The organism is Ruegeria sp. YTSB088 (assembly GCF_059609825.1).
This window is the reverse complement of record NZ_JBXWMM010000002.1, coordinates 368,732-393,647: the sequence shown is the minus strand read 5'-3', so window position 1 is coordinate 393,647 and position 24,916 is coordinate 368,732. Positions and strand designations below refer to the sequence as shown.

Genomic DNA, 24,916 nt, shown 5'->3' with positions numbered 1-24,916 from the left:
GGCGGTGTCTATCATCCGGGGGCTTTGGTCAAGTGCCACGTCGTGCTAAGCTTGCTGCCATGAAACGGATTTTGCTTGCTTTACTGCTCATATCCACGCCGGTTCTCGCCGATTACGTAGGCCCCGACGGCAAGACCCGCGATTGCTATTGCACCGATACGTCCGGGTCCCGCATCGAACTGGGTGAGATGATCTGCCTGCAAGTCGACGGCCGTATGTTCACCGCGCAATGTCAGATGTCTTTGAATGTACCGATGTGGCGCGAGGTGCAGGAGGGATGTTTGTCGTCCGGGTTGCAGAGCGCACCGAGTGATCACACAGAACCGGATGAGGCGTCCTGAACACCGGTAAAACGGTTACATCTTCCCCAACCACCCATCAACCCGTGCCTTGTTCACCCCGAAATCCCTGCGACCGAACCGCAAACGGCCATAGATGCGCTGCGTGTCGCCGTCCTGCTGAACAGTGGTATAGTCGGGAAAACCGATCCATTTCGTGCGGGTGACATAGGTGATCATCCCCTCATCGACCGAACCTGCCAATACCGAGGTTCGCGGCGTGGCGCGGGCGATCAGGTCAAGGCGCTGCAACCCGTCCGGTCCGGTTTCAACAACGCGCAGAACGCCACTTGGCAAATCCTGATCAACCTCTGCAACAGGTGCCACATGCCATCGGGCGGGATTTGACGGGGCCAGCCGAATGTAAGCCCCCAGCCCAAGCACCAGCGCGATCACCGCCCACAGAACCATTCTTTTCATCCCGCTTTACCCTCTTGCAGAAAACCTATGCGGATCAAGCGCCGGGGCAAGCCGTTCCGGGCCGGTTTACCGTGACGTCACACCCGGCAGGATGCACAGCATCTCATAGATCAGGTTAGCTGCCGTCAGGGCCGTATTGCCGGAAGGGTCATACGGAGGTGAGACCTCGACCAGGTCACACCCCACCACATTCACGCCCTGCAAAGCGTGGATCAGTTGCAACGCCTGCGGCGTGGTCAGCCCTGCAATCTCTGGCGTACCCGTGCCCGGTGCAAAGGCCGGATCCAGGCTGTCGATGTCATAGGTGACATAGACCGGATGATCCCCGATGATCTTGCGGATCTGAGAGCCGATCTGAGTCAGGTTCTGCTGCCACAACTCCCAGGCCGGGAACTGGCGGAAGCCCCAATCCCTGGCCTCGGTGAAATCCGAAGCCGCGTAGCCCGATCCGCGAATGCCGATCTGAAAGGTCTTGTCGGGGACAATCAGCCCCTCTTCAAAGGCGCGGCGGAAGACGGTTCCGTGGGTCTCTTTCTCGCCGAACATCTCGTCATTCACATCCGCATGGGCATCCACATGCACCAAGGCCACGGGCCCATGCTTTGCCGCAATGGCCCGCAGGATCGGGAGGGTGATCGAATGATCGCCCCCCATCGCCACGGGGATCACATTCTTAGCCAGAATTGCATCATAGCTTTCCCTGATGATCCTCAGGCTGTCTGCCAGCGAGAAGGTGTTGATCGCCAGATCCCCGATGTCAGCGATTTGCAAGCTGTCGAACGGAGCCGCCGAGGTAGCCATGTTGTAGGGCCTTATCATCGCGCTTTCGCTGCGGATCTGTTTGGGTCCGAACCGGGTGCCCGATCGCCACGAGGTGCCGATATCCATCGGAATTCCCAGAACCGCCACATCCAGCCCCGCCAGCGAGGCTGCCTGGGGCAGGCGCATAAACGTATTCGGCCCCGAGAACCGCGCCAGATCATTGCCGCTGACCGGTTGATTGAATTCAGTCATGCGCGTTTTCCCATCCCTTCAACTCACATTACCCAGCACATACCGGAAGTATGGCTAACCAATGGTTAACACCTATCCAAAAGGGTTTGTTCCTTGGTCTTTACCAGCTTGTTCCACCCTAACAGGCAGACGATCTGCGTTGCCACATGGGCACCCGCAATCGCGGTCGCGCCCGAGGTGTCATAGGGCGGAGAAACCTCGACCACATCGCCACCCTTGATGTTGATCCCGGCGATGTCGCGCAGGATGATCTGTGCTTGAATCGAGCTGAGCCCGCCCCAGACCGGCGTCCCCGTACCCGGTGCAAAGGCCGGGTCCAGCCCGTCGATATCAAAGCTGAGGTAAACGGGGCTGTCGCCCAGAATACCCTTGATCTTCTGCGCTACGGCGGCAGGGCCGGATTCATAAACCTCGCGCGCATCGATAATGTTGACGCCCAGCGTGTCCTCGTTTGTGGTGCGGATGCCCACCTGGACCGAGCGTTTCGGGTCCACGATCCCCGACTTCACCGCCTTGTAGAACATGGTGCCATGGTCCACCCGGCTCATGTCGTCATCGGCCCAGGTGTCGGTATGCGCATCGAACTGCAACAGCGACATCGGCCCGTGTTTCTCGGCATAGGCCTTGAGGATCGGAAAGCTGATATAGTGATCGCCCCCCAACGTAACCGAGGCCACATCCGCCGCCAGAATGGTGCGGATATGGTCGGTCAGCGTGTCGGGAAAGGCGGGGATGTTGGCATAGTCATAGGCCATGTCGCCGTAATCGATGATCGCCAGCTCGCTGAGCGCATCGAACGGCCAGCCATAGGGCGCATCGGGCGACTGCAGCGCGCTGGCCTCGCGGATCGCGCGTGGGCCAAGGCGGGTGCCCGGGCGGTTGGTCACCGCCTGATCGAATGGCACGCCGGTCACGGCGATGTCCGCGCCGGTCAGATCCTTGGTATACAGCCGCCGCAGAAACGAGGTCGCCCCGCCAAAGGTATTTTCGTAAGACAGCCCTTTGAGGTCCGGGTTGGTGAATGCCTCATCCACCTGATTTTTTGCGTCTTCCAGTGCCATTTCATTACCTCATCAGCCCAAGGGCTGTGCTTTTTCCACGATCCGCGCGAAGAACGAAGCACCTACCGGCGCGATATCATCGTTGAAGTTGTATTTCGGGTGATGCAGCCCGGCACCATCACCCTGACCCAGGAACAGATAGGCCCCTGGTCGCGACTGCAGCATGTACGAAAAATCCTCGGCCCCCATTTCGCGCCCCATTGTGTCGACCACCCGCTCAGGCCCCGACACTTCGCGCGCGACGTCTGCGGCAAAGGCTGCCTTTTCAGCATCGTTGATCGTGGCCGGGTATCCCTCCTGATACTCCAGCCGTGCCTCGACACCGTATGAAGCCGCCTGCCCCTGCACGATCTGCTTCATCCGCTCCATCACCATCTTCTGTACAGATGGATCAAAGGTCCGCACGGTTCCGTTCAAATAGGCAGTATCAGGGATCACGTTGTTAACCGTTCCTGCATGGATCTGAGTGACCGAAACAACCAGATCTTCCACCGCATGGTGATTGCGGCTGACAATGGTCTGGATCGCTTGTGCAATGCCGCAGGCCGCCATGACCGGGTCGCAGGTCTGATGCGGCATGGCGCCATGGCCGCCGACGCCTTGGATATGAATCTCGAACGTATCCACCGCCGCCATGATCGGCCCCGGCGTGGTATAGAAGGCACCTTCCGGGTTCCCCGGGTCATTGTGGATTCCATAGACCTGAGAAATGTCAAACCGTTCCATGATGCCTTCTTCGACCATCACGCCCGCGCCACCGCCTTCTTCCTCGGCAGGCTGAAAGATCAACGCGACACGGCCACTGAAATTGCGTGTCTCGGTCAGATACCGCGCCGCGCCCAATAGCATTGTGGTATGCCCGTCATGTCCGCAGGCGTGCATCTTGCCGGGGTTCTTTGATGCATATTCGACGCCTGTTTCCTCGGTAATCGGCAACGCATCCATGTCGGCGCGCAGACCGATCGTTGGCCCATCACCCTGCCCGTTGATGATCGCGACCATTCCGGTCTTTGCGATCCCTTCATGCAATTCATCGACCCCGAACTCACGTAGACGCTCGGCCACAAACGCGGCAGTCTCAAAGCACTCGAATTCCAATTCGGGTATCGTATGCAGATATTGGCGCCATCTGGTCATATCGGCAGTGAAATCGGCAATTCGGTTGACGACGGGCATCTGGGGTGGACTCCTGATCGGGACTGCGGGATGGATGCATCTGACACCGGAATGAAAGGGTTCGCAATGGCCGAAAATCCTCTGATCCATGACAGTGACGCCGGTATCGAGCGTCTGCTGGAAATCATGCGCCGATTGCGTGATCCCCAAACCGGCTGCCCCTGGGATATCGAACAGGATTTCGCCACCATCGCGCCCTATACGATCGAAGAGGCCTATGAGGTCGCCGACGCTATCGAGCACGAGGCTTGGGACGAGTTGAAGGGAGAGCTGGGCGACCTGCTGTTCCAGTCGGTCTTTCACGCACAAATGGCTGAAGAGGCTGGGCATTTCACCTTTCAGGACGTGGTGCGCACCATGTCGGACAAGATGGTCAACCGCCACCCGCATGTCTTTGGCGACGAATCCCGCGACAAGACCGCCGATCAGCAAACCTTGGATTGGGAAACGATCAAGGCGGCTGAACGTTCTGGCAAAGAACAGAAGGGCGCGCTGGACGGTGTAGCCGCCAACCTGCCTGCCCTGCTGCGTGCCCATAAGCTGCAGAAACGTGCCGCGCGCGTGGGGTTCGACTGGCCCGATGCAAGCCATGTGCTGGCTAAGATCACCGAAGAAGCCGCCGAACTGGAAGAAGCGCGTGACAAGATGGATGCCGACGCGCTTGAGGATGAATTCGGTGATCTGCTCTTTGTCATGGTCAATCTGGGTCGCCATCTGGGCATCGAACCCGAAGCCGCCCTGCGTCGCACCAATGCCAAGTTCACTCGTCGCTTTGAAAAAGTCGAGGCCCGGCTGGCCAAACGGGGCAAGACCCCATCGCAAAGCGATCTGGCCGAGATGGACGCGCTCTGGGACGAGGTCAAAATCGAAGAGCATCGTGCCAACGGCAAACTCCCGCCGGTGGACGCCATGGCAGCCCCCAGAAACGGGTAGACAAGCCAACCGACACTTGCGAGTGTCCCACCTTCACGACCCCCGGAGACGCCCATGCCCCCTCGCAAGATCATCATCGACACCGATCCCGGACAGGATGATGCCGTCGCCATCCTGCTGGCGCTGGCCAGCCCGGAAGAGATCGAGATTCTGGGCATTACAGCAGTTGCGGGCAACGTGCCCTTGGAACTGACAGCCAAGAACGCTCGAATCGTGTGCGAACTGGCGGGCCGGACCGATGTGCCGGTCTATGCGGGCTGCGACAGACCGTTGAACCGCCCCCTAGTCACGGCCGAGCATGTGCATGGCAAGACAGGACTGGATGGCCCGGACCTGCCTGATCCGCAGATGCCTTTGGCCGAGGGTCACGCGGTGGACTTCATCATCGACACTCTGCGTGCACATGAGCCGGGCACCGTGACCCTTTGCCCGCTGGGGCCACTGACGAATATCGCGACCGCATTCAGCAAAGCCCCTGATATTGTTGATCGGGTGCAGGAAATCGTTCTGATGGGCGGGGCGTATTTCGAGGTTGGGAACATCACTCCAACAGCGGAGTTCAACATCCATGTCGACCCGGAAGCCGCTGATATCGTTTTTAAATCCGGAAGGCCGATTGTGGTTATGTCACTGGATGTCACGCATAAGGCGCTGGTCACCAGACCCCGCAACGATGCATTCCGTACTCTGGGAAAAAAAGTCGGAATCGCCGTGGCAGAGATGACTGATTTCTTTGAGAGGTTCGACAAGGAAAAATACGGCAGTCAGGGCGCACCCCTGCATGACCCCTGCGTGACCGCCTATCTGATCCGACCCGAGCTGTTTTCGGGCCGTCATGTGAATGTCGAGATTGAAACCCAGTCCGAACTGACCATGGGCATGACCGTCGCAGATTGGTGGGGCGTGACCGACCGCGCCCCTAATGCACTGTTCATGGGGGAGATCGACGCTGACGGCTTCTTTGACCTGCTGACAGAAAGGCTGGCCAGATTATGAGCGCCGCCCTGCGCCTTGCGCGCCCCGAAGACCTGAACCGCCTGATGGCGCTGGTCACCGCCTTTCATACCGAGGCCGGTCTGGCGCAAGACCCGGACCAGATCCGAAACGCTCTTGCACCCCTGCTCGAGGGTATTCCCCATGGTTGTGTCTATCTGATCGGCCCAGGACGCGCGCCGTTGGGCTACATCATACTGTCGTTCGGCTGGTCCGTCGAATTCGGCGGCATGGACGGTTTCGTTGACGAAATCTATATCCGACCCGCTGTTCGCGGTCGCGGTATTGCGACCGAAGTTTTGTTGGCCTTGCCAAAAGCATTATCCGAAGCGGGGCTGACAGCCCTTCACCTGGAAGTCGATCGAAACAACGAAGCCGCTCAGAATATCTATTTGCGTACCGGGTTCAAACCACGCGACAGATATATGCTGATGAGCAAGTTGCTTTAACGAGACTCGCCACGGAAGATATTGGCCGGGTTCATGTCCTGTACCGGGTCACTCGCCGAGACCGGGTCTCCGGTTATTGGGTAGGTTCCCGGACCCGCGCAGGCGGAAAGAACTGTGATGGACGCTGCTGCGGTTACCAGAAGGAATTTGGATACAGACATCGTAGTCTCCTTGCTGTGATGCAGTCAGGTTAGATCACGTGGCTGTGATTTACTTAGTAACAAGTTCACACATAATGTGATTTTTGCATTCTTTTCAGAAGCAAAAAGGCTAATCCAATACGACTGCGAAACAGAGACCACTGAAATGATTGCGTAATCCGGATCTCGCCTCTCTTGCGAAAAGTACGAAGATTTTTCAAAAGTTTTCAATTTCAAATGCGAGCAGGCACCGCAATCGTAAACCCAGAGAAAGACCGAACCAGAAAGGTTCAACCAAAGGTGGATATCACCTGAAGCAGTGTTTCCTGCCGCACCATTGACCGTGATCGTCCGGAAGGCCCCGGCTCAGGGCCCATGAAACGCTTGGATCCAAGAGTTCCCAAGGTTCAAAAAGACCAAGTGATCGATCACGTGGATTGCGACACGGGCAGCGGAACGAACGCTTGATGGATCAGAGGCCGGCACCTTGAAAATGGGGGCTGTTGGCCCCCATTCTTCGCTTATTTCAGGATCGACGCGCCGGCGTATTCGGCCACTTCTCCCAACGACTCTTCGATGCGGATCAGTTGGTTGTACTTGGCCAACCTGTCAGATCGCGCCAACGAGCCGGTTTTGATTTGACCACAATTGGTCGCCACGGCCAGATCGGCAATGGTGGCGTCCTCGGTCTCACCCGAACGGTGCGACATCACGTTGGTATAGCGCGCGCGGTGGGCCATATCGACAGCGCGCAGGGTTTCAGTCAGCGAGCCGATCTGGTTCACCTTGACCAGCATCGAGTTCGCACAGCCGCGCTCGATCCCTTCGGCCAGACGCACCGGATTGGTCACGAACAGGTCGTCACCCACCAACTGCACCTTGTCACCGATGGCATCGGTCAGGGCCTTCCAGCCATCCCAGTCATCTTCGGACATACCGTCTTCGATCGAGATGATCGGGTAGTCATTGACCAGAGCTGCCAGATAGGCCGCATTCTCTTCCGAGGTCAGGGTCGTGCCTTCGCCAGCCAGAACGTATTTGCCGTCTTTGAAATACTCGGTCGCGGCGCAATCCAGCGCCAGGTGAATTTCCTCACCCGGCTTGTAACCTGCTTTTTCGATGGACTTCAGGATGAAATCCAATGCTTCACGGGTCGAGGCGATGTTGGGGGCAAAACCGCCCTCGTCGCCCACACCGGTCGCCAGACCCGCGCCTGACAGTTCCTTTTTCAGAGTGTGGAACACCTCGGACCCCATGCGCACCGCTTCGCGAATGTTCGCGGCGGCGGTCGGCATGATCATGAATTCCTGAATGTCGATCGGGTTATCGGCATGTTCGCCACCGTTGATGATGTTCATCATCGGAACCGGCAGAACCCGGGCCGAAGTACCGCCCACATACCGATAGAGAGGCTGCGTGGTGAAATCCGCCGCTGCCTTCGCCGTGGCCAGCGAAACACCCAGGATCGCGTTTGCGCCCAGACGGCCCTTGTTTTCGGTTCCGTCCAACTCGATCATGGCCTGGTCAATGGCCACCTGTTCGGTCGCGTCAAAACCTACCAGTTCTTCCGCGATCTCACCGTTCACAGCAGCAACGGCTTCCAGAACGCCCTTACCCATATAGCGCGCCTTGTCGCCATCACGTTTTTCTACCGCCTCATAGGCGCCGGTGGACGCACCCGAGGGCACGGCAGCGCGGCCCATGGTGCCGTCTTCCAGAATCACGTCAACTTCGACTGTCGGGTTGCCCCGGCTGTCCAGAATTTCGCGTGCGTGGATGTCGATGATGGTGCTCATGAGGCCTGTCCCTATGACTGCAGTCGGTTGCACGCGTCATAGCAGCAACCGGCTAAAAGTAAACCGGTTCCGTTACCGCTAACACGCATATTCCCGGACATTTAGGGCTAACAGCCCTCTGTTTGCGCCAACAGGCTCAGGCAGGCACCAGTTCGCGCGCCAGACGCCGTTCGCGGATAAAGGTATAAAGACCCGAGCCAATGATCAGGGTTGCCCCTGCCATTGTCAGCGCATCAGGGCGTTCACCAAACATCAGCATTCCCGCGAGGATCGAAAACACCAGACGCGTGTACCGGAATGGCATCAGGGCCGAGGCTTCGCCCACCCTCATCGCAGTGACAATGCCGTAGTACCCCAGCACGCCAAATCCGATCGCCCCCGCATAGGGACCCGTTTGACCAGCTTGAACAGGCACGAAGGATGCCCCGGACATGACCATCAGAACCAGGCCGGCGACGGCAACCGCAATGTAAGCCTGCATCGCAACAACGGACGAAGCCACTCGCGGGTCCAGCTTGCGGGTGATCAGATCACGCGCGGCAATTGCGACAACGGACAAAACTACAAACAGGGATTCCGGCCGAAAGCCCTCCATCCCGGGGCGGATGATCATCAGGACACCGACAAAGCCGACACCAATGGCGTTCCAGCGGCGCCACCCGACCTGTTCGCCAAGAAACAGGGCCGCGCCCATGGTGACGACCAGCGGCATGGCCTGAAACACAGCTGCAACGGTGGACAGGTCAATCAGCGACAGCGCTGTCACAAAAGCAACGGCGCCAAAACCTTCTGTCGCGGCCCGAACCAACGGCAGGGTTTTCCAAGCCACGGGATCAAAGATCCGTTTGCGCGTGACCACTGACATCGTGGCAAACACGAGACCGCAGAACACGCCCAGAAACACCATGATCTGCCCTGTCGGCACAGAGCCGGACAGGAGCTTGATGAACATGTCCTCAAGAGCAAAGGCCGCCATCGACCCGATGAGCAGCAGGATGCCGTTTACGTTGTTCATTTGCGCGTCCGTTGGAAAGTGCATGTCGGGTGCCGATACACGCACAACAACCTCAACCAACAGCATCTGGCAAGACAATTCCCGTCACGCCTGATGAATTAACGTGAGGGGATCAATCGCGTTTTGTGATGGGTCAGTCCTTTTCCAGCGGGACGCCGTACAGCTCCAACCGGTGCCCTTTCAGCTTGTACCCAAGCTTTGCCGCGATTCTTTCCTGTAGGGCTTCGATCTCGGGGTCGACGAATTCGATAACCTCTCCTGACTGCATGTCTATCAGGTGGTCATGATGATCGCGCTCGGCATCCTCGTACCGGGCCCGTCCGTCGCCGAACTCGAGGCGTTCCAGAATACCAGCCTCTTCGAACAGTTTGACCGTGCGATAGACCGTTGCAATGGAAATGCCTTTGTCTACAGCAGACGCCCGTGCATAGAGTTCCTCGACATCCGGATGGTCGTCGCTCTGTTCCAGTACCTGCGCGATGATCCTTCTTTGACCGGTCATGCGCAGCCCCTTGGCTTCACAACGCCCAATAATCGTTTCCGACATGATGCCCCTCAGACTTGCTCGGGTGTCTGTCTTAATATGTCTACGCGCGTTTCGCTACAGGGATTTCACCTTTTGCGACCTTCTGATGTAGCGCGCGTCAGATCGGCCCAGACCGGCAGGTGATCGGATGCGATATGCGCGGGACGCGTGTCGTGAACACCGTGCGCCACAGCCTGGACTCCGGTGCCCAGCGCGATCCGATCCAGCGCACCCAAAGGCTGTGCGGCAGGAAAACTGGGCCTGGGGGGCAGGAACCGCATTTCTGGGGCCAGATGATCCAGAACAGGCTGGCGTGACCATTCGTTGAAGTCACCGGCCCAAACTGTCGGCATCTGGTCCATATCCCAATCATTCCGCCGAATATGCAATATCTGCTGCCGCCGTGACGCTGGCAAAAGCCCCAGATGCATCCCCATCACGCGCAGTGGCCCGATATGCGTGTCGAACTCGACCCGAACCGCCCCGCGCGGTTCCAGCCCCGGCAGCTCGTGATGCCCTTTGCGGCGTACCGAGATGCCCTCTCCGCGCCAGATCACCGCGTTGCCGTGCCAGCCCAGACTGCCAGCACCGCCCAGATCGACGATCTTCCACCCCGCCTCGTCCAACATGAAATGCGGCAGTGCCGCCGGGCGGGGCGGCAGGCGTTTGTCGGCCTCCTGCAACACCACGATATCCGCTTTCGTGTTTTCGATGACTTGCAAAACGCGTTGCGGCTGACGCCGGAAATCCAGCCCGACGCATTTCTGAATGTTGTAGCTTGCGATACGCAGCGTGGACGAAGTTTGCATGAGGCCATGACCAAGTGGAATGCCCCTAAAGTGCCATGCCTGACGTGGGGCGCAACCCCTCAGCTCAGTTTCCTGCTGCGGCAAATCAGAGACGCCACCAGACTCCGATAATCTGCCCGTTATTTCGTCGAATGAACCCTGCTTCATATCAAAGCAAAGGTTCCGCTTGATCCCCGGCCCCACAACCCTCTATCCCGATCCGGTGACGACATCGAAGCGCAGCGAAAGCAAGGCCAAGATGAGCCTGAGCCAACCCGACAACAGCACCCGGCCCAGTATCATACTGGTGATGGGTGGCGCGCTGTGGGGCCTTTACTGGATTCCGGTGCGGTTTTTCTATGATCACGGTCTGACAGGCCCCTGGTCCGGGATCGTCATGTACTGCGCGGCCCTGATTGCTTTGTTCCCCTTTATCTGGGCCGACAGGCACATGCTGGCCCGGCAATGGCGTGATCTGATGCTCAGCGGTATGTTCACAGGGGCTGCATTCAGCCTGTATTCGATCAGCCTTGTCTACACCGACGTCGTCCGCTCGATCCTGCTGTTCTATCTCACTCCGATATGGGGCACGCTTCTGGGCGTCGTATTTCTGAAAGAACGCCTGAGCCTGATGCGCCTTGCGGGCCTGATCTGCGGGCTTGGCGGGCTGTTTGTCGTGCTTGGGGGTGCCGGGTTCGTGCCATGGCCGCAAAACCTGGGCGACTGGCTGGCGCTGGCGTCGGGCATATGCTGGGCATTGGGCACTCTGGGTTTGTACAAAACCGGAAGCATTACCATTACGGGTCAGGTTTTTGCCTTTGTACTTGGCGCGCTGTTGCTGTCGCTTGTCAGCCTGTTGGCGCTTAGGGGTCAGGCGCTGCCAAACGTCACACAGGAAGGAGTGGTCCGCATAGCGGGATATGCGATGCTGTCGGCTGTCTACATTCTGCCCATGATCTACATGACCATCTGGCCAGCTACAAAACTGTCTCCCGCAAAGGTCGGCCTGCTGCTGATGAGCGAGGTCGTCGTCGGTATCGCCTCTGCCGCGGCCCTGTCCGGCGAACCATTCGGCCTGCGGGAGTTTCTGGGCGCCACCCTGATCGTCAGCGCCGCGGTGTTGGAAATCCTGCGGAAATAGACGCGGTCTGCGCGTCACGTCCCGCAAAACGTCGCATGGACCACCTCGTTTTCGGCCGGAGGACGCCTCAGGTCTTCCGCATCACCCTGATCCTCGTAAGGCCGCGCCAGGGCGGCGTTCAACCGGTCGAACGGCGCGTAATCTCCCTGTACGGCTGCCTGGATCATCTGTTCGACCCGGTGATTGCGCGGAATGAATGCAGGGTTTGCAGCGGTCATCACATCCAGCGGCGCTGCTTCGCGCTCTAACCGCATGCGCCAACCCGCTTCCCAATTGTCAAACGCTTCCGGGGCAAGGAACTGATCCCGCGCCTTGCCACCGCCCAGCGCCCGGAAGCTATTGGTGAAATCCGCCTGCCCCTCGGCCATAAGCTTCAGAAGGTCGGTGATCAGTTCCTGATCGCCCTCGTCCGCTGATGCCAGTCCGATCTTCGCCCGGAATCGGGACAACCAATTCTGTTGCAGAAGATCCGGCATCGCGTGGACGATCTCGGTCGCCTCTTCCACGGCGGCCTCTTTGTCGTCCATCTGCTGGATCAATGACGTTGCCAGCTGCGCGAGGTTCCACACCGCGATATCGGGCTGGTTCGAATAGGCATAACGCCCCATCCGGTCAATCGAGCTGTAGACGGTGTTGGGGTGATACGTATCCATGAACGCACATGGGCCATAATCAATTGTCTCGCCCGCGATCGAGCAGTTGTCGGTATTCATCACCCCATGGATGAACCCCACGCTCATCCATTTCGGAATCAAACTGGCCTGAGCATCCCGCACCGAACGCAACAGGCCCATGGGACCTTCTGCCTTGGGATAATGCCGGGCAATGGCGTAGTCCGTCAGGCGCTTCAGGCTGTCCATTTGCCCACGCGCTGCAAAAACCTGGAAGGTCCCCACCCGCAGATGGCTGGATGCAACCCGGGTCAGGACCGCTCCGGGCATCGGACCTTCGCGAAAGACGGTCTCACCGGTTTCCACAGCTGCCAGAGCGCGTGTGGTCGAAACGCCCAGCGCATGCATTGCCTCGGATACCACATATTCCCGCAGAACAGGCCCCAGCCAGGCCCGGCCATCGCCCCGGCGGGAAAACGGTGTAGGACCCGAACCTTTCAGTTGAATATCCCGGCGCACCCCGTCCGTTCCGACAGTCTCGCCCAGCAGCACCGCACGCCCGTCGCCCAGTTGCGGGTTGTACTGCCCGAACTGATGCCCGGAATAAAGCTGAGCGATGGGCTCGGCACCTTCGGGAATACTGTTTCCCGCAAAGGCTTCGGTCATGTCCTCAACGTCTCCGGGCGAAATCCGCAGCAACTTGGCCAGATCATCGTTGAACGCAATCATCCCTGGCGCGCGCACGGGAATCGGTGACTGCCGCGCAAAGAACGTATCCGGCAGTCGGGCATAGGAGTTATCGAAGGGGATTTTCAGGGTCATGTCGTAAACATATCCCTCGAGCGCATGAATACCATAGCGGATCACGCCTGCCCGTGCATAATCGCACCCAAACACGAGGGACCACATGACTGCACAAGAGGTTATCGACCGCCTGAACCTGCAACGCCATCCTGAAGGTGGCTGGTACGCCGAGACATGGCGCGCTGAAAACGAAGGCCGCCCCACCGGCACCTGCATCTACTTCCTGTTGCAGGCTGGCGAAAGCAGCCACTGGCACCGTGTCGATGCGACCGAGATCTGGCTGTACCATGCCGGCGCGCCGCTTGTCCTGTCGCTCAGCGCAAACGACCAGGGCCCCACCACCGAACATGAGCTGACACCAGATCTTTCCGCTGGCGCGCCACAACTGATCGTCCCGGAAGGCCATTGGCAAGCCGCCCGCAGCACAGGTGATTACACACTGGTCAGTTGCACGGTCTCGCCCGGTTTCCAGTTCGAGGGGTTCGAACTGGCCGCGCCGGGCTTCGATATCCCCAAGGCGTAACTGTTCACAATAGGATCTCTGAAAAGGTGAGTTTACAGACAGTTGCCCATTGATCATTCTGTACACGTAGCCACAAGCGACGGAGTAACGAGTGAGAATGAAGCAGGTTCTGCTGTCTGTCTTGTTCTTTTGTCAAAGCGCAGCCTTCGCAGGCGCAGAGCCCGCTTGCGCCAAGGCCCGTCTTTCATCCGATCTGACTGTGCCAGAGCCGACGTGGGAAGAAACGGCTGAGGATGCTGGCCCGGCCGTGACAGTGGAACCTGCGGTGCTGGTTTCAAAGCGTCCTGCCCTGCGGCCCTGCAAGTTCCGGCAATTCGAAGTGGGTCGTGAACGAATGTTGGAACGGGGCGCCGTGTGTGGTGACTGGACCATTCTGGGCGAAACACGCAAGCCCGTCGCCGGAAAGGCCCGCGGATGCGGGATCACGAACCCGGTTCGGGTTTACAGGATCTCTGACATCGCACTCAGCCAATTCTCTTTGATGGATTGCCAGACGGCGGTCACGCTGAAAACATGGATCGAAAACACGGCCAAGCCAGCCTTTGCCAATTTGGGCGGCGGGCTGAAGGGGATGCGGATCGTCGGCCATTATGCCTGCAAGACCCAGAACAACCAGCCGCGTGCACGCATCTCGGAACATGCGCGAGGAAAGGCGATCGACATATCGACCTTCGTTCTACGGGACGGAACCCAGATCACGGTTCGGGACGGATGGAACAACGACCGGGGCGCTGTTTTGCGAGAGTTGCACAGTGGCGCCTGCGGCGTGTTCGGAACCGTGCTCGGCCCGGATGCCGATCGCTATCATAAAGGGCATTTCCATCTGGACACCGCACGGCGCAGCAGCGGCCCGGTTTGTCGATGAACCTTTGACTTGGTTGAGTTTTTCCGCATCACGGATACCCCACCCTTGGCGCGCTCACCAAGGCCGGCATCATTCAGTACAAACCCGCCAAGCCCACAAACTCCTCGTTTCAACTGGCCATATCTCAGGGACCAGCATCAGCGCGTCAGAACGGACGCCCCTATTTGTCGCTTCGGCTTTTGATCAACACATTGATCAGAGGCACCAACAGAGTCGCTGCGGACCCCAAAGGATTTGATCCAATGCTTTTGACCGCCTGAACAACCTCTCGTGCCTCTGCGGTCATCTCTTCCAATTCGTCTTCAATGTCCGCTATGGCCATATCGCGCACCTCGACGGCCGGGGCGACTTCGTCCTCGACATTGCTGCGTTTTGCAATCAGCACCAGAAGCCCAGCGAAAATAAGGTTTCCAAAGGCCAACAACGCCGCCGCCGAGGCTGGTGGCATCGAACTCTGGAGCGCCAAGAACAAGGAAACATTCAAAAGCACCACCGCCGACAATGCCGCGATGCCCGCAATGCCCATCAATATCGTCTGTTGCTGAACCACTCCAAGGCGGCGGCGTGCAATCAAACGTTCGGTCCGATAGATCGTAACCAGATTTTTGCTCAGTCTGCTCATAACCGGTCTCCTAACCCTGCGCACGCCCGACGACGTAACCCAGCGAAAATGCAATCAGCAACGCCGTAATCGGATAGTCTTTCTGCAACCGACCAAACTCCTCGACAACGTCATTGCCCAAGGATTGAACCTGGCTCAGATCGATTCCGTGGTCTTCCAGAAGTTTCCGGATTTCATCCGATGATTTGACCCGCTCTGGCGGCTCTTTGGGTTCCGGATCCTTTTCGAACTGCGCCTCCAACGACGCGTTTCGTTCCCGTAGCTTCTCCAACTCGGATTCAAGCTCTGCTTTGGTCGCCATAGTGCCTTACCCTCACTGCATGGGTTCGAGGTAACGGTTGCACAAAGATTTGTTTTTTTGAACTGTTTTCCGGATCACGTTATCCAACCGGGTCCATAGACACCGAACTTACGACCCCGCCACCAACAAGCGCCTTAACGCCAGTGGTTCCGGGGCAAGAGGTCGGCAACCTCCGAGCAACGCGCACCGCCAGATAGGCAAACGCCTGCGCCTCAAGCATGTCGCCGTCCAGCCCCACCGCCTCAACCGTTTCGACCGGGCAATCCAGCGACACGCGCAACATCTCCATCAACACCGGGTTGCGCCTGCCACCCCCGGTGACCAACACACAGGACGGGGGTTTCGGGCAGTGCTCCATCCCCTGCACCACAGCTGCGGCGCACATACCGGTCAGAGTCGCCACCGCGTCAGCGTCATTGAGTTCCTTGACCAAACCGATCATTTCCGAAAAATCGTTCCGATCCAAGGATTTCGGCGGCATACGGGAAAAATACGGCTCGGCCAGAAACAGCTCAAGCGCGCCCATCTCGACTGTACCATCGCGGGCTAATGCCCCGTCCCGGTCCATGGGAAGCCTCAGACGGGCCTGCATCAGATCATCGACCGGTGCATTGGCCGGTCCTGTATCAAATGCCAGCAGCGCACCGGGCGCTTCGGGGCCTTCGAACGTCGGGTCCACATAGGTCAGGTTGCCGACCCCGCCCAAGTTCAGGAAGCACAATGGCCGGTCCGCGCCGAACCATTTGGCACAGGCAAAGTGAAAGAAAGGCGCAAGCGGAGCCCCCTCGCCCCCCATCGCCACATCATCGCTGCGGAAATCCCAGACCACCGGACGCCCAAGCGCCTGCGCCAACCCCAGCCCGTCACCGACCTGAAACGTTCCGCGCCCGCGCGGCTCATGCGCCAGCGTCTGTCCGTGAAAGCCGATCAGATCCACGTCCTCGAACTCGGACAGTGCTTCGGCATGGGCGATTGTCACCATCTCGGCCGCCGCATCGACCTGAGGTCCGTGCCACTGCCCCAGGGCCGCCCGCAACACATCGCGTTCCGCATCCGAATATGCGCGATATCCGCTTTCCCCAAACCCGTAAATCGAATGTCCATCGGTTTCCACCACCGCCGCGTCAACCCCGTCGATCGACGTGCCGGACATCGCGCCCAAAGCTCGGACCTTTCCGTGTTTCCTGATGGTCTGGCCCAAGCCTGCCTCCTGAATTGGCTGTGTCATTCGCCGCGTCTAGGTCCGAAATTTCACCTTTGGGTTGCAGCCCGGCCAACGTGCCTTCTGTTGGGTCGCAAAGGCAAGCGTTCTGCACCGGCCCGGCAATTTTTTCTCAGGGCGCGTGTCTGGATCGACACCCTCGACCACACCCCGCACCTGAGGTGAAAAGGTGGCTTTTCCTCTCCTGCGCTGCCGCCTATACAGTGCCCCGCAACATTAACCCAAAGGGCACGATATGACCTACCACCCCAAATCGGATTTCATCGCCACGATGATCGAGCGCGGCTTTCTCGCCGACTGCACCGATTATCAGGGCCTTGACGACGCGCTGATCAGTGGGTGCAAACCGGCCTATATCGGCTTTGATGCAACGGCCAAATCGTTGCATGTGGGCAGCCTGATCCAGATCATGATGCTGCGCTGGTTCCAGAAAACCGGCCACCAGCCGATCACTTTGATGGGCGGCGGCACCACCAAGGTGGGCGACCCTTCGTTCCGCGCGGATGAACGCCCGCTGCTGGGCCCCGAACAGATCAATGAGAATATCGCGGGCATCAAAAAGGTGTTCTCGGCCTATATCGACTATGACTCTGAGGCCGAGAATAAGGCTCTGATGCTGAACAATGAGGAATGGCTGGACAACCTGAATTACCTCGATTTCCTGCGCGACATCGGGCGTCATTTTTCAGTCAACCGGATGCTCAGCTTTGAATCGGTGAAATCCCGACTTGATCGTGAACAGTCACTGAGTTTCCTCGAGTTCAACTACATGATCCTGCAGGCCTATGACTTCCTTGAGCTGAACCGCCGCTATGGCTGCGTTCTGCAGATGGGCGGCAGCGACCAGTGGGGTAACATCGTCAACGGTATCGACCTGACCCGTCGCGTGCTGGATCACGAGATCTACGGCCTGACCTCGCCCCTGCTGACCACCAGCGACGGCAAGAAAATGGGTAAATCTCAGGACGGCGCGGTTTGGCTAAACGCAGACATGCGTTCGCCTTATGAGTTCTGGCAATTCTGGCGCAATACCACCGACGCTGATGTCGGGCGGTTCCTGAAGCTCTACACCGAAATGCCGGTGGACGAGTGCGATCGCCTGGGCGCGCTGAGAGGGTCCGAGATCAACGAGGCCAAGATCCGTCTTGCCAACGAGGTGACGACTCTGGCCCACGGTGCGCAGGCTGCGGCGAACGCCGAAGCCACTGCCCGCGAAGTGTTCGAAAAAGGCGGAGTCGGAGATGATCTGCCGACCCTGACGCTATCGGAAGCAGACTTACCGATCTCTATCGTCCAGTTGATCGTGAAAACGGGTCTGGCCAAGTCCGGCAAGGAGGCCAAGCGCCTGATCGCCGAGAACGGCGCCAAGCTGGATGACGCGCCGCTGACCGATGCCGGGCTGATGATCGACGCAGGTGCATTGTCCTCGCCCATCAAGCTGAGCGCGGGGAAAAAGCGCCACGCGCTGGCTCAACTGGGCTAACTCGGCAAGTCTGAAAAGCACAAAATTTAAACGGCCACCCAAACGGGTGGCCGTTTTTCATTCGGTAATCTGTGCTTATCTGCGGTCTTTTCCTCCGCCGCGACCGGGCCGGTCGCCGCCTTCATCATCGTTGGCGTTATTGCCGCGACCCGGGCTGCTGCCCTCGCCGCCATTGCCGTGGCCGTTATTGCCCTTGCCACCGCCTTTGCCGCCGTTGCCTTTCCCACCTTTGCCTTCACCGCCGCCGGATTCACCTCCGCCGCCACCGGACTCGCCACCGCCACCGCCGGATTCACCTCCGCCGCCACCGGACTCGCCACCGCCACCGCCGGATTCACCTCCGCCGCCACCGGACTCACCACCGCCACCGCCGGATTCACCTCCGCCGCCGCCGGACTGACCACCGCCACCGCCACCGCCGGAGTTACCTCCACCGCCACCAGTGTCAGCGCCACCTCCAAACTCACCTCCGCCACCACCGGATTCACCGCCGGGTGCACTACCAGCGTCGGCAAATTCAGACCCACCTGGTTCAGAGCCGCGGTTTTCACCCCGGTTTTCCGCCGAACCAGACAAGCTTGCCGTCGGCAAATCCGTCAGCAACGCGGCCAGCCCCGGGCATTGCGCCCCGGTTACACTCAAAGTTGTCTCAAAGTCGGACCGCTTTTGAAGCCTGTCCAGAAAACTCGGGGTCACCTGCACACAATCGCACAAACTGGCATAGTCGCCGGCGTTGGCGAGATTTCGGGCCGTTTTCCAGTTGCAAGTTTCCGATGCGGCAACAGCACTGCCGATCATCACCATTCCAAAAACAGGAACAGCGATAGCTGCACCCAATATTTGCTTCGTACTCTTAACCATAATAGATCCTCCTGGTGAAAAAACACACAACGGCGCTGAGTTCTTCGTTCACGAACAGGCGCGTTTTCGTGAAGTTGGGATTAAGTTGTCTTGAGGATCTGCCAGGGCATCGGGGCGAATGATCTGGCCCGCCAACCAATATCCCTCTTTCTCAAATATGTGGACACTGGTCCCAAAATGCAGTTATTGAACAAGTGTTCATATCCATGGGAGGAGTTCACCATGCACCTGTCCACCACTGCCGCCCTCATCACCGGCGGCGCGTCCGGTCTGGGCGAAGCCACGGCCCGCCACTTCACCTCGAAAGGCGCGCAGGTCACCATTTTGGATCGTGATGCGGACCGCGGCGCAAAGGTTGCCACCGAGATCGGCGGGCATTTCGTGCAGACGGATGTGACTGACGAGCAGTCGGTGGCCGCCGCCATACGCCATGGCATGGAAAAGATGGGCAAGATCACTGCGACGGTGAATTGTGCAGGTATCGCCTATGGCATCAAGACTGTTGGCAAGGATGGCCCCCACCCCTTGGATGCGTTCCAGCGTACGATCGACATCAATCTGGTTGGCACATTCAATGTATCCCGGCTGGCCGCTGCCGAGATGGCAAAGAATGACCCCGAACCAGATGGAGCACGCGGGGTGATCATCAACACCGCCTCGATCGCCGCGTTTGACGGGCAAAAGGGTCAGGCGGCCTATGCGGCCTCCAAAGGCGGCATCGTGGGCATGACGCTGCCGATGGCACGCGATCTGGCCTCGACCGGCATTCGGGTCATGACCATCGCGCCGGGCATTTTCATGACCCCGATGCTGGCGGGTCTGCCCGAAGAGGTGCAACAACAGCTTGCCGCCGACGTCCCGAACCCTGCCCGCCTGGGCGACCCGCATGAATACGGACGACTGGCCGGGTTCATCGTTGAGATGGGGTATCTGAATGGTGAGGTCATCCGCATCGACGGCGCCTTGCGTATGCGCTAAACCGGGGCTCATGACCGAGCGACAAAAAATGGAAGCGGGCGAGTGGTATTGCTGCCTTGACCCGGAACTGGATGCGCTTCGTGCCGAAGCGCGTCGTGCCGTTCATGCCCATAACACGTGTCCGCCGGATGACCGTGGGGCCATCGCGCTGGAACTGGCAGCACTTTTTGCTGGTGTTGGTGAGGATTGCTTTCTTGAGGCCCCATTTCACTGTGCCTACGGAATAAACCTGTCTTTGGGGGATCGAGTGTTTTTCAACGCAGGCTGCGTCGTGCTCGATACCGCGCCGGTGACGATTGGGAACGACACAATGCTTGGGCCTGCAGTGCAGATCTATTGCGCCGAACACGCGAAAGACCCTGCCTCACGCGCTCGGGGCCTTGAAGTCGCCCACCCTGTCATGATCGGCGAAAACGTCTGGATTGGTGGCGGTGCGATCATCATGCCGGGCGTTACGATCGGCGACAACGCCATCATCGGAGCCGGTAGTGTGGTGACAAAAGACGTTCCGGTCGGCGAGACCGTCGTCGGAAACCCTGCCCGGCCTATACGGCCCCTCCGATAACCCTGTTCTTTCCCCTATCCGCCGGAGCCTTGATCCCGGGGCGCGGCGCCTGCCTCTTTTTCGGTCAGGCAGCGCCGGGTCACTGCGCCCCACGGGGAGTCGCCCAACCAGACAAGGAAGTTCTTGAACGCGCTGAAATCGAAAGAGTCAGCCCCATCGCCTGTCCGGAAGAAGGATGCATCCAACACGACCTGCATGTGGATACAACCAATCCAGGTATTTTTGTGCTCTATGAAAACTGGCAGATTCGCGAACCATGACAGACGCATATGACCGCGCTTCATTTCGCCTCTTGCATGGAAGCAATCGAAGGGGCTGTAGCCGGTTTACGCTGAACGAGATGACGCGGATAGGTTAATCGATTCCGCTGCAAAACCGGAGCATTTTCGTGGTTCAAGTTTTGTACAACTTTTTAAACGTTGCCCCTTAAGGCAAACACAGATTGCGTTCACTTCGCCTCAGCTTTCTCTTCCAGCGTCAACCATTCCTCTTCAGACGCCGAAAGCTTTTCCTGCCGCTCAACCAGCGCCTCGGTCGCTTTCTGGAACTTGACCGGTTCGCGGGTGAACAATTCGGGGTCGGACATCAGTTCTTCGAGCTTTGCAATTTCGGCCTCCAGCCGTTCAATCTCGGCAGGCAGCTTTTCCAGCCGGTGCTTTTCCGAGAACGACAGGCCGGGCTTCTGCTTCGTTTCCTGCTTGATTTTTGGCTTCGAAGCTTTTGCTTTTTCTTCCTTTTTCTCTGCCACATCACCACGTTGCGCGATATAATCCGACCACCCTCCGGCATAGACCGTGGCGCGACCATTCCCCTCCATCGCAATTGTCGTTGTGGCCACCCGGTCGAGGAAATCGCGGTCGTGGCTGACCAGCAGAACCGTGCCGTCGTAGTCGTCCAGCAGCTCCTGCAACAGGTCCAGCGTTTCGACATCCAAATCGTTGGTCGGTTCGTCCAGCACCAGAAGGTTGGACGACTTCGCCATCAACTTGGCCAGCAGCAATCGCGCCTTTTCTCCACCTGACAAGGACTTGACAGCCGCTCTTGCCTGCTGCTCATCAAACAGGAATTCCTTAAGGTATCCCACGACATGTTTGGGCTGCCCGCCAACCATCACCTGATCGGCCTTGCCTGAGACCCGCATATCGGGGTCGCCGGTCAGGCTGTCCCACAAGCTCATCTCGGGGTCCAGTTGCGCACGGGTCTGATCGAACACCGCGATCTCAAGATTGGTGCCCAGCGACACCGAGCCTTCGTCCGGCTGCACCTGCCCAAGAAGCATCTTCAGCAGCGTCGTCTTGCCAACCCCGTTCGGTCCGACAAAAGCCACACGATCACCGCGTTGCACCAGCAGATCAAAATTCCGAACGATCTGCTGGTCGCCGAACCCTTTGGCCAATCCTTTGGCCTCGATCACCTTGCGGCCCGATTTTGGACCGGCCTCCAGCGCCATCGCAGCGGAACCCTGACGCTTGATCTGTGCCGCCTTTTCGGCACGCAGCGCCTGAAGGGCCCGCACCCTGCCCTGATTGCGTTTGCGCCGTGCGCTGATACCCTCAACCGCCCATTTGGCCTCGGACTTGATAAGACGGTTCAGCTTGTGACGCTGCTGGTCTTCTTCTTCCCAGATCTTGTCCCGCCAGGTTTCAAACGCATCAAAACCTTGCTCCTGCCGTCGGACAGCGCCCCGATCAATCCAGAGAGTCGCCCGTGTTAGTGCGCGCAAAAAGGCCCGGTCGTGTGAGATCAGCACAAAAGCCGCACGTGTTGACCCAAGCTCGCGCTCCAGCCACGCGATGGCTTCGATATCCAGATGGTTGGTGGGTTCGTCCAGCAGCATCAGGTCTGGCGCCTCGGCCATCAGTTTGGCCAATGCCGCGCGCCGCCGCTCTCCACCCGAGGCCGTCTCAATTGCGCGTGAAGGGTCGAATTTCAGCCCCTCGCCTGCCCGTTCAACCTTGTAGAGTTCGCCGGGTTCCAACCCGCTGGACGCATAATCGCCCAATGTGGCAAAGCCCTCCATCGTCGGGTCTTGTTCCATGTAACCCACGGATTTTCCAGGCGGCACAACGATTTCGCCGCGATCAGCCTCGACCAGACCGGCCATCACTTTCATCAACGTAGACTTGCCCGACCCGTTGCGCCCAACCAGCGCCACGCGGTCACCTGGCTGAACCACCAGATCAAGCTCGGAGAACACCGGATCGCCCCCGAAGGTCAGGGAAATGCCGGACATCTGCAACAAAGGAATTCTCGCCATGCCTGCCAGCTAAACCGGCAGTCGCACTGCGTCAACGCCCCGTCTTCACCTTTTCAGAAATACTCGGGCTAGTCGGCCACCGTTCGCAACAGGCGTTTACGCGCCGGCGGAATTGCCCCGATTTCCACCCCTGTGAAAACGTGCAGCGTGTTCATTTGGCGGTCCACCACTGCATGGTCGCTGACCCAGCCGCCCATCATCAGATAGGTCCGCAACAGCGGTGGCATCCGCAGCATGGCCTTTTTCGTATCCGGCCTGCGCCGCAGACGCGTAGCAAAGCGAAACACATCCGGAGCCTTTACCCGCGGCAGCCACCGTTTCGGGGCAAGATGGCGGTGTTTGAGCATCGCAAAGGCATCCAGATACTGTTCTGTCTCGGTTCCGGCAAATGAGGAACATCCAAACAGCATCTCGACGTTGTTGTGGTCGACGTAGGATGTCATTGCCCCCCACGCGACACGAAGAATGTCGGGATCGATTAGGTTCGGGTGAACGCAGAACCTGCCCATCTCGACCATACGGCCACTGAACCCTTCCAGTGAACTCAGGTCGTAGAACTGTGCTGAATAGCTGCGTCCGATTTCGCGGCCATGATCCATTGTCAGCATCCGAAAGCAACAGACCAACCGCCCGGCAGACCGCATATCCTCAACCAGGATATGACTGCATCGTGTGTCGAATGCGTCACTGTCCAGTTGCCGGGTGTCGAACGCAAGTGTTCGCAGGTTTTGTGCGGCCCTGATATCCTCAGATGATTGCGCCAGACGGGCGCGATAGCGCCCTTTGCTCAACAAAACTGCCGTCGCCACGGTCGCGTCCTCCACGGGTGCCGACCCACAGGTGCCAGCACGACACCGTTAGCACAAGACATGTGACTGCCTTGTGACCATCGCAAGGCTCTGGCGCAGATTAGTTGGCGCCGGGAATATTGGCCGGGTTGAAGTTGCCGATATTGCCCAACAGCTGACGCAGGAAGCCTTTGTCCTGAACGTTGGAATCGGTCACACGGCGTTCCAGCGGAATCACGATGCCGTCTTCCAGACCAAAGCGTTCGATATTGCTGACGACACCGCGCTGATCAAAGCTGATGGCGACCAGTTCGCGTGCCACCACTTCGGGCCGTTTCGGGCCGTAATGACGCACCCGCGAGCGGACATAATAATAACCCGAATCCCGCACCACACCTGACGCACCCGGTGCCCCGATGGCTTCTTCCACACTGTCACGCGTATCCACGCCCACTTTGATTTCGGCCAACTCTTCGGCTGGCGGCACGTATCCGTGATTCTTGAAGATGGGCGTACAAGCCCCGGCCGCAGCCAGACAGGCAACAAACACAAGCGATTTCGTCGCTGGTTTCAACCGGTTCACTACCTTCAACATGCGCACCCTCTTGCCTTGGCCTCTTGCGGCTTCTATCCGATTACAGAAACCGCTGCCACGGTTCAACACATAGAAAGGCTCTCGAATGAGCAACGTTACATCACTTCGGGTGGCTGACATGCCCCAGAACGCCCCGACATCCTTTGATCTGCGCCCTGCGGCCGCTGCTTTGGATGAGATCAGACAGGACCTGGGACTGCTGGGACTGCGCAAGCTCAGTTTCTCTGGCGACGTGCAGGCCCGGGGCAAGCGCGACTGGGTTCTGAACGGCAAACTCGGTGCAACCGTGATCCAACCCTGTATCGTGACCCTCGATCCGGTAACAACCCGGATCGACATTCCTGTGCATCGCACGTTTCTGGCCGATTGGAACGATCCGGACGAACCGGAGTTCGAAATTCCCGAAGATGACGAATCCGAGCCTCTGGGTGCCGAGATCGACCCGGCCCGGGTAATGGTCGAGGCGCTGTCACTGGCCCTGCCACAATACCCGCGCAAGGACGGGGCTGAACTGGGACAGGCAGACTTTACCGAACCCGGAAAACAGGCGATGACCGACGAAGACGTCAAACCCTTTGCCGGATTGGCGGAATTGCGCGACGCACTCAAAAAAGACGAGTGACAGATGACAGATTTCCTGTCATAGCAGGC

The 24,916-nt window shown here is 58.8% G+C and carries 29 protein-coding genes; 12 read left to right on the top strand and 17 right to left on the bottom strand.

The window, feature by feature from the left end:
• The first annotated feature begins 59 nt into the window (after positions 1–59).
• The gene (locus tag AC2FFA_RS04885; protein WP_496719277.1) at positions 60–341 is read left to right on the top strand and encodes a hypothetical protein; all 282 of its coding nucleotides are present in this window, start codon (positions 60–62) and stop codon (positions 339–341) included.
• Positions 342–356: 15 nt separating this feature from the next.
• On the opposite strand, the gene AC2FFA_RS04880 is transcribed toward AC2FFA_RS04885, so the two are convergent.
• From AC2FFA_RS04880 to AC2FFA_RS04865, 4 genes are all read right to left on the bottom strand, one after another.
• On the bottom strand, positions 357–758 hold the full coding sequence (locus AC2FFA_RS04880; RefSeq protein WP_496850270.1) for a DUF1499 domain-containing protein: 402 nt from the start codon (positions 756–758) through the stop codon (positions 357–359).
• Positions 759–824: 66 nt separating this feature from the next.
• A complete protein-coding gene (speB, locus tag AC2FFA_RS04875; protein ID WP_117868725.1) occupies positions 825–1,772 on the bottom strand; it encodes an agmatinase in 948 nt (315 codons plus the stop codon).
• Between the two features lie 65 nt (positions 1,773–1,837).
• The gene (speB, locus tag AC2FFA_RS04870; protein WP_496850268.1) at positions 1,838–2,833 is read right to left on the bottom strand and encodes an agmatinase; all 996 of its coding nucleotides are present in this window, start codon (positions 2,831–2,833) and stop codon (positions 1,838–1,840) included.
• A 12-nt stretch (positions 2,834–2,845) separates the two neighbouring features.
• Positions 2,846–4,009: a M20 aminoacylase family protein gene (locus AC2FFA_RS04865; RefSeq protein ID WP_496850266.1), complete on the bottom strand. Its 1,164-nt coding sequence runs from the start codon at positions 4,007–4,009 to the stop codon at positions 2,846–2,848.
• A 66-nt stretch (positions 4,010–4,075) separates the two neighbouring features.
• Between AC2FFA_RS04865 and mazG the strand changes: the two genes are divergently transcribed.
• From mazG to AC2FFA_RS04850, 3 genes are read left to right on the top strand one after another with little or no spacing between them, the layout of a single operon-like run.
• Positions 4,076–4,942, top strand: coding sequence for a nucleoside triphosphate pyrophosphohydrolase (mazG, locus tag AC2FFA_RS04860; protein WP_496850385.1), 867 nt, complete (start codon positions 4,076–4,078; stop codon positions 4,940–4,942).
• A gap of 54 nt (positions 4,943–4,996) precedes the next feature.
• Complete coding sequence (locus AC2FFA_RS04855; RefSeq protein ID WP_496850264.1) at positions 4,997–5,938, top strand: nucleoside hydrolase; 942 nt, start codon at positions 4,997–4,999, stop codon at positions 5,936–5,938.
• Positions 5,935–6,384 carry a GNAT family N-acetyltransferase gene (locus tag AC2FFA_RS04850; protein WP_496850262.1) on the top strand — a complete coding sequence of 150 codons (450 nt, stop codon included), beginning with the start codon at positions 5,935–5,937 and terminating at the stop codon, positions 6,382–6,384. Before AC2FFA_RS04855 ends, AC2FFA_RS04850 begins: the two co-directional genes overlap by 4 nt.
• Here AC2FFA_RS04850 and AC2FFA_RS04845 read toward each other — a convergent pair.
• The 5 genes from AC2FFA_RS04845 to AC2FFA_RS04825 all read right to left on the bottom strand — a co-directional run bounded on the left by AC2FFA_RS04845 (position 6,381) and on the right by AC2FFA_RS04825 (position 10,670).
• Positions 6,381–6,545 (bottom strand): hypothetical protein, encoded by a 165-nt coding sequence (locus AC2FFA_RS04845; protein ID WP_162896760.1) that lies wholly within the window; start codon positions 6,543–6,545, stop codon positions 6,381–6,383. The two genes, AC2FFA_RS04850 and AC2FFA_RS04845, sit on opposite strands and share 4 nt — an antisense overlap.
• A gap of 500 nt (positions 6,546–7,045) precedes the next feature.
• On the bottom strand, positions 7,046–8,320 hold the full coding sequence (gene eno, locus AC2FFA_RS04840; protein WP_117868719.1) for a phosphopyruvate hydratase: 1,275 nt from the start codon (positions 8,318–8,320) through the stop codon (positions 7,046–7,048).
• A gap of 136 nt (positions 8,321–8,456) precedes the next feature.
• Positions 8,457–9,335, bottom strand: coding sequence for a DMT family transporter (locus AC2FFA_RS04835; protein WP_496850260.1), 879 nt, complete (start codon positions 9,333–9,335; stop codon positions 8,457–8,459).
• 133 nt (positions 9,336–9,468) lie between these two features.
• The gene (locus AC2FFA_RS04830; RefSeq protein ID WP_117868718.1) at positions 9,469–9,882 is read right to left on the bottom strand and encodes a Fur family transcriptional regulator; all 414 of its coding nucleotides are present in this window, start codon (positions 9,880–9,882) and stop codon (positions 9,469–9,471) included.
• Positions 9,883–9,947: 65 nt separating this feature from the next.
• Positions 9,948–10,670 carry an endonuclease/exonuclease/phosphatase family protein gene (locus tag AC2FFA_RS04825; RefSeq protein ID WP_496850258.1) on the bottom strand — a complete coding sequence of 241 codons (723 nt, stop codon included), beginning with the start codon at positions 10,668–10,670 and terminating at the stop codon, positions 9,948–9,950.
• Positions 10,671–10,836: 166 nt separating this feature from the next.
• Here AC2FFA_RS04825 and AC2FFA_RS04820 point away from each other — a divergent pair, with 166 nt between their 5' ends.
• A complete protein-coding gene (locus tag AC2FFA_RS04820; protein WP_496850256.1) occupies positions 10,837–11,790 on the top strand; it encodes a DMT family transporter in 954 nt (317 codons plus the stop codon).
• A gap of 14 nt (positions 11,791–11,804) precedes the next feature.
• On the opposite strand, the gene AC2FFA_RS04815 is transcribed toward AC2FFA_RS04820, so the two are convergent.
• Positions 11,805–13,223, bottom strand: a complete 1,419-nt coding sequence (locus AC2FFA_RS04815; protein WP_496850383.1) for a protein adenylyltransferase SelO — start codon at positions 13,221–13,223, stop codon at positions 11,805–11,807.
• An 85-nt stretch (positions 13,224–13,308) separates the two neighbouring features.
• Here AC2FFA_RS04815 and AC2FFA_RS04810 point away from each other — a divergent pair, with 85 nt between their 5' ends.
• Positions 13,309–13,728: a cupin domain-containing protein gene (locus AC2FFA_RS04810; RefSeq protein WP_496850254.1), complete on the top strand. Its 420-nt coding sequence runs from the start codon at positions 13,309–13,311 to the stop codon at positions 13,726–13,728.
• 97 nt (positions 13,729–13,825) lie between these two features.
• Positions 13,826–14,593, top strand: a complete 768-nt coding sequence (locus tag AC2FFA_RS04805; protein WP_496680874.1) for an extensin-like domain-containing protein — start codon at positions 13,826–13,828, stop codon at positions 14,591–14,593.
• Between the two features lie 160 nt (positions 14,594–14,753).
• Here the strand turns inward: AC2FFA_RS04805 and AC2FFA_RS04800 are convergent, their stop codons facing one another.
• The 3 genes from AC2FFA_RS04800 to AC2FFA_RS04790 all read right to left on the bottom strand — a co-directional run bounded on the left by AC2FFA_RS04800 (position 14,754) and on the right by AC2FFA_RS04790 (position 16,669).
• A complete protein-coding gene (locus tag AC2FFA_RS04800) occupies positions 14,754–15,215 on the bottom strand; it encodes a hypothetical protein (protein WP_496680876.1) in 462 nt (153 codons plus the stop codon).
• Between the two features lie 10 nt (positions 15,216–15,225).
• Positions 15,226–15,516, bottom strand: coding sequence for a hypothetical protein (locus tag AC2FFA_RS04795; RefSeq protein WP_299893849.1), 291 nt, complete (start codon positions 15,514–15,516; stop codon positions 15,226–15,228).
• Positions 15,517–15,595: 79 nt separating this feature from the next.
• Positions 15,596–16,669, bottom strand: coding sequence for an anhydro-N-acetylmuramic acid kinase (locus AC2FFA_RS04790; RefSeq protein WP_496850381.1), 1,074 nt, complete (start codon positions 16,667–16,669; stop codon positions 15,596–15,598).
• 304 nt (positions 16,670–16,973) lie between these two features.
• Here AC2FFA_RS04790 and tyrS point away from each other — a divergent pair, with 304 nt between their 5' ends.
• Positions 16,974–18,221: a tyrosine--tRNA ligase gene (gene tyrS, locus AC2FFA_RS04785; RefSeq protein WP_496850251.1), complete on the top strand. Its 1,248-nt coding sequence runs from the start codon at positions 16,974–16,976 to the stop codon at positions 18,219–18,221.
• A 75-nt stretch (positions 18,222–18,296) separates the two neighbouring features.
• On the opposite strand, the gene AC2FFA_RS04780 is transcribed toward tyrS, so the two are convergent.
• Entirely contained in the window at positions 18,297–19,082 is a 786-nt protein-coding gene (locus AC2FFA_RS04780) for a hypothetical protein (protein ID WP_496850249.1), read from the bottom strand.
• 222 nt (positions 19,083–19,304) lie between these two features.
• Here AC2FFA_RS04780 and AC2FFA_RS04775 point away from each other — a divergent pair, with 222 nt between their 5' ends.
• Genes AC2FFA_RS04775 through AC2FFA_RS04765 form a run of 3 tightly spaced genes read left to right on the top strand, consistent with a single transcriptional unit; the run spans position 19,305 to position 20,885 of the window.
• The gene (locus AC2FFA_RS04775; RefSeq protein ID WP_496850247.1) at positions 19,305–20,060 is read left to right on the top strand and encodes a 3-hydroxyacyl-CoA dehydrogenase; all 756 of its coding nucleotides are present in this window, start codon (positions 19,305–19,307) and stop codon (positions 20,058–20,060) included.
• Positions 20,061–20,070: 10 nt separating this feature from the next.
• Positions 20,071–20,625 (top strand): sugar O-acetyltransferase, encoded by a 555-nt coding sequence (locus AC2FFA_RS04770; protein ID WP_496671153.1) that lies wholly within the window; start codon positions 20,071–20,073, stop codon positions 20,623–20,625.
• 29 nt (positions 20,626–20,654) lie between these two features.
• Complete coding sequence (locus AC2FFA_RS04765; protein WP_496850245.1) at positions 20,655–20,885, top strand: putative quinol monooxygenase; 231 nt, start codon at positions 20,655–20,657, stop codon at positions 20,883–20,885.
• A gap of 188 nt (positions 20,886–21,073) precedes the next feature.
• Here AC2FFA_RS04765 and AC2FFA_RS04760 read toward each other — a convergent pair whose 3' ends face one another.
• The 3 genes from AC2FFA_RS04760 to AC2FFA_RS04750 form a co-directional block, all read right to left on the bottom strand.
• Complete coding sequence (locus AC2FFA_RS04760) at positions 21,074–22,882, bottom strand: ABC-F family ATP-binding cassette domain-containing protein (protein ID WP_496850243.1); 1,809 nt, start codon at positions 22,880–22,882, stop codon at positions 21,074–21,076.
• A gap of 68 nt (positions 22,883–22,950) precedes the next feature.
• Positions 22,951–23,691 (bottom strand): GNAT family N-acetyltransferase, encoded by a 741-nt coding sequence (locus AC2FFA_RS04755; RefSeq protein WP_496719264.1) that lies wholly within the window; start codon positions 23,689–23,691, stop codon positions 22,951–22,953.
• A gap of 100 nt (positions 23,692–23,791) precedes the next feature.
• Positions 23,792–24,265: an outer membrane protein assembly factor BamE gene (locus AC2FFA_RS04750; protein WP_117868705.1), complete on the bottom strand. Its 474-nt coding sequence runs from the start codon at positions 24,263–24,265 to the stop codon at positions 23,792–23,794.
• Positions 24,266–24,350: 85 nt separating this feature from the next.
• On the opposite strand from AC2FFA_RS04750, the gene AC2FFA_RS04745 reads away from it, so the two are divergent.
• Positions 24,351–24,887 carry a YceD family protein gene (locus tag AC2FFA_RS04745; protein ID WP_496850240.1) on the top strand — a complete coding sequence of 179 codons (537 nt, stop codon included), beginning with the start codon at positions 24,351–24,353 and terminating at the stop codon, positions 24,885–24,887.
• The last annotated feature ends 29 nt before the right edge of the window (positions 24,888–24,916 follow it).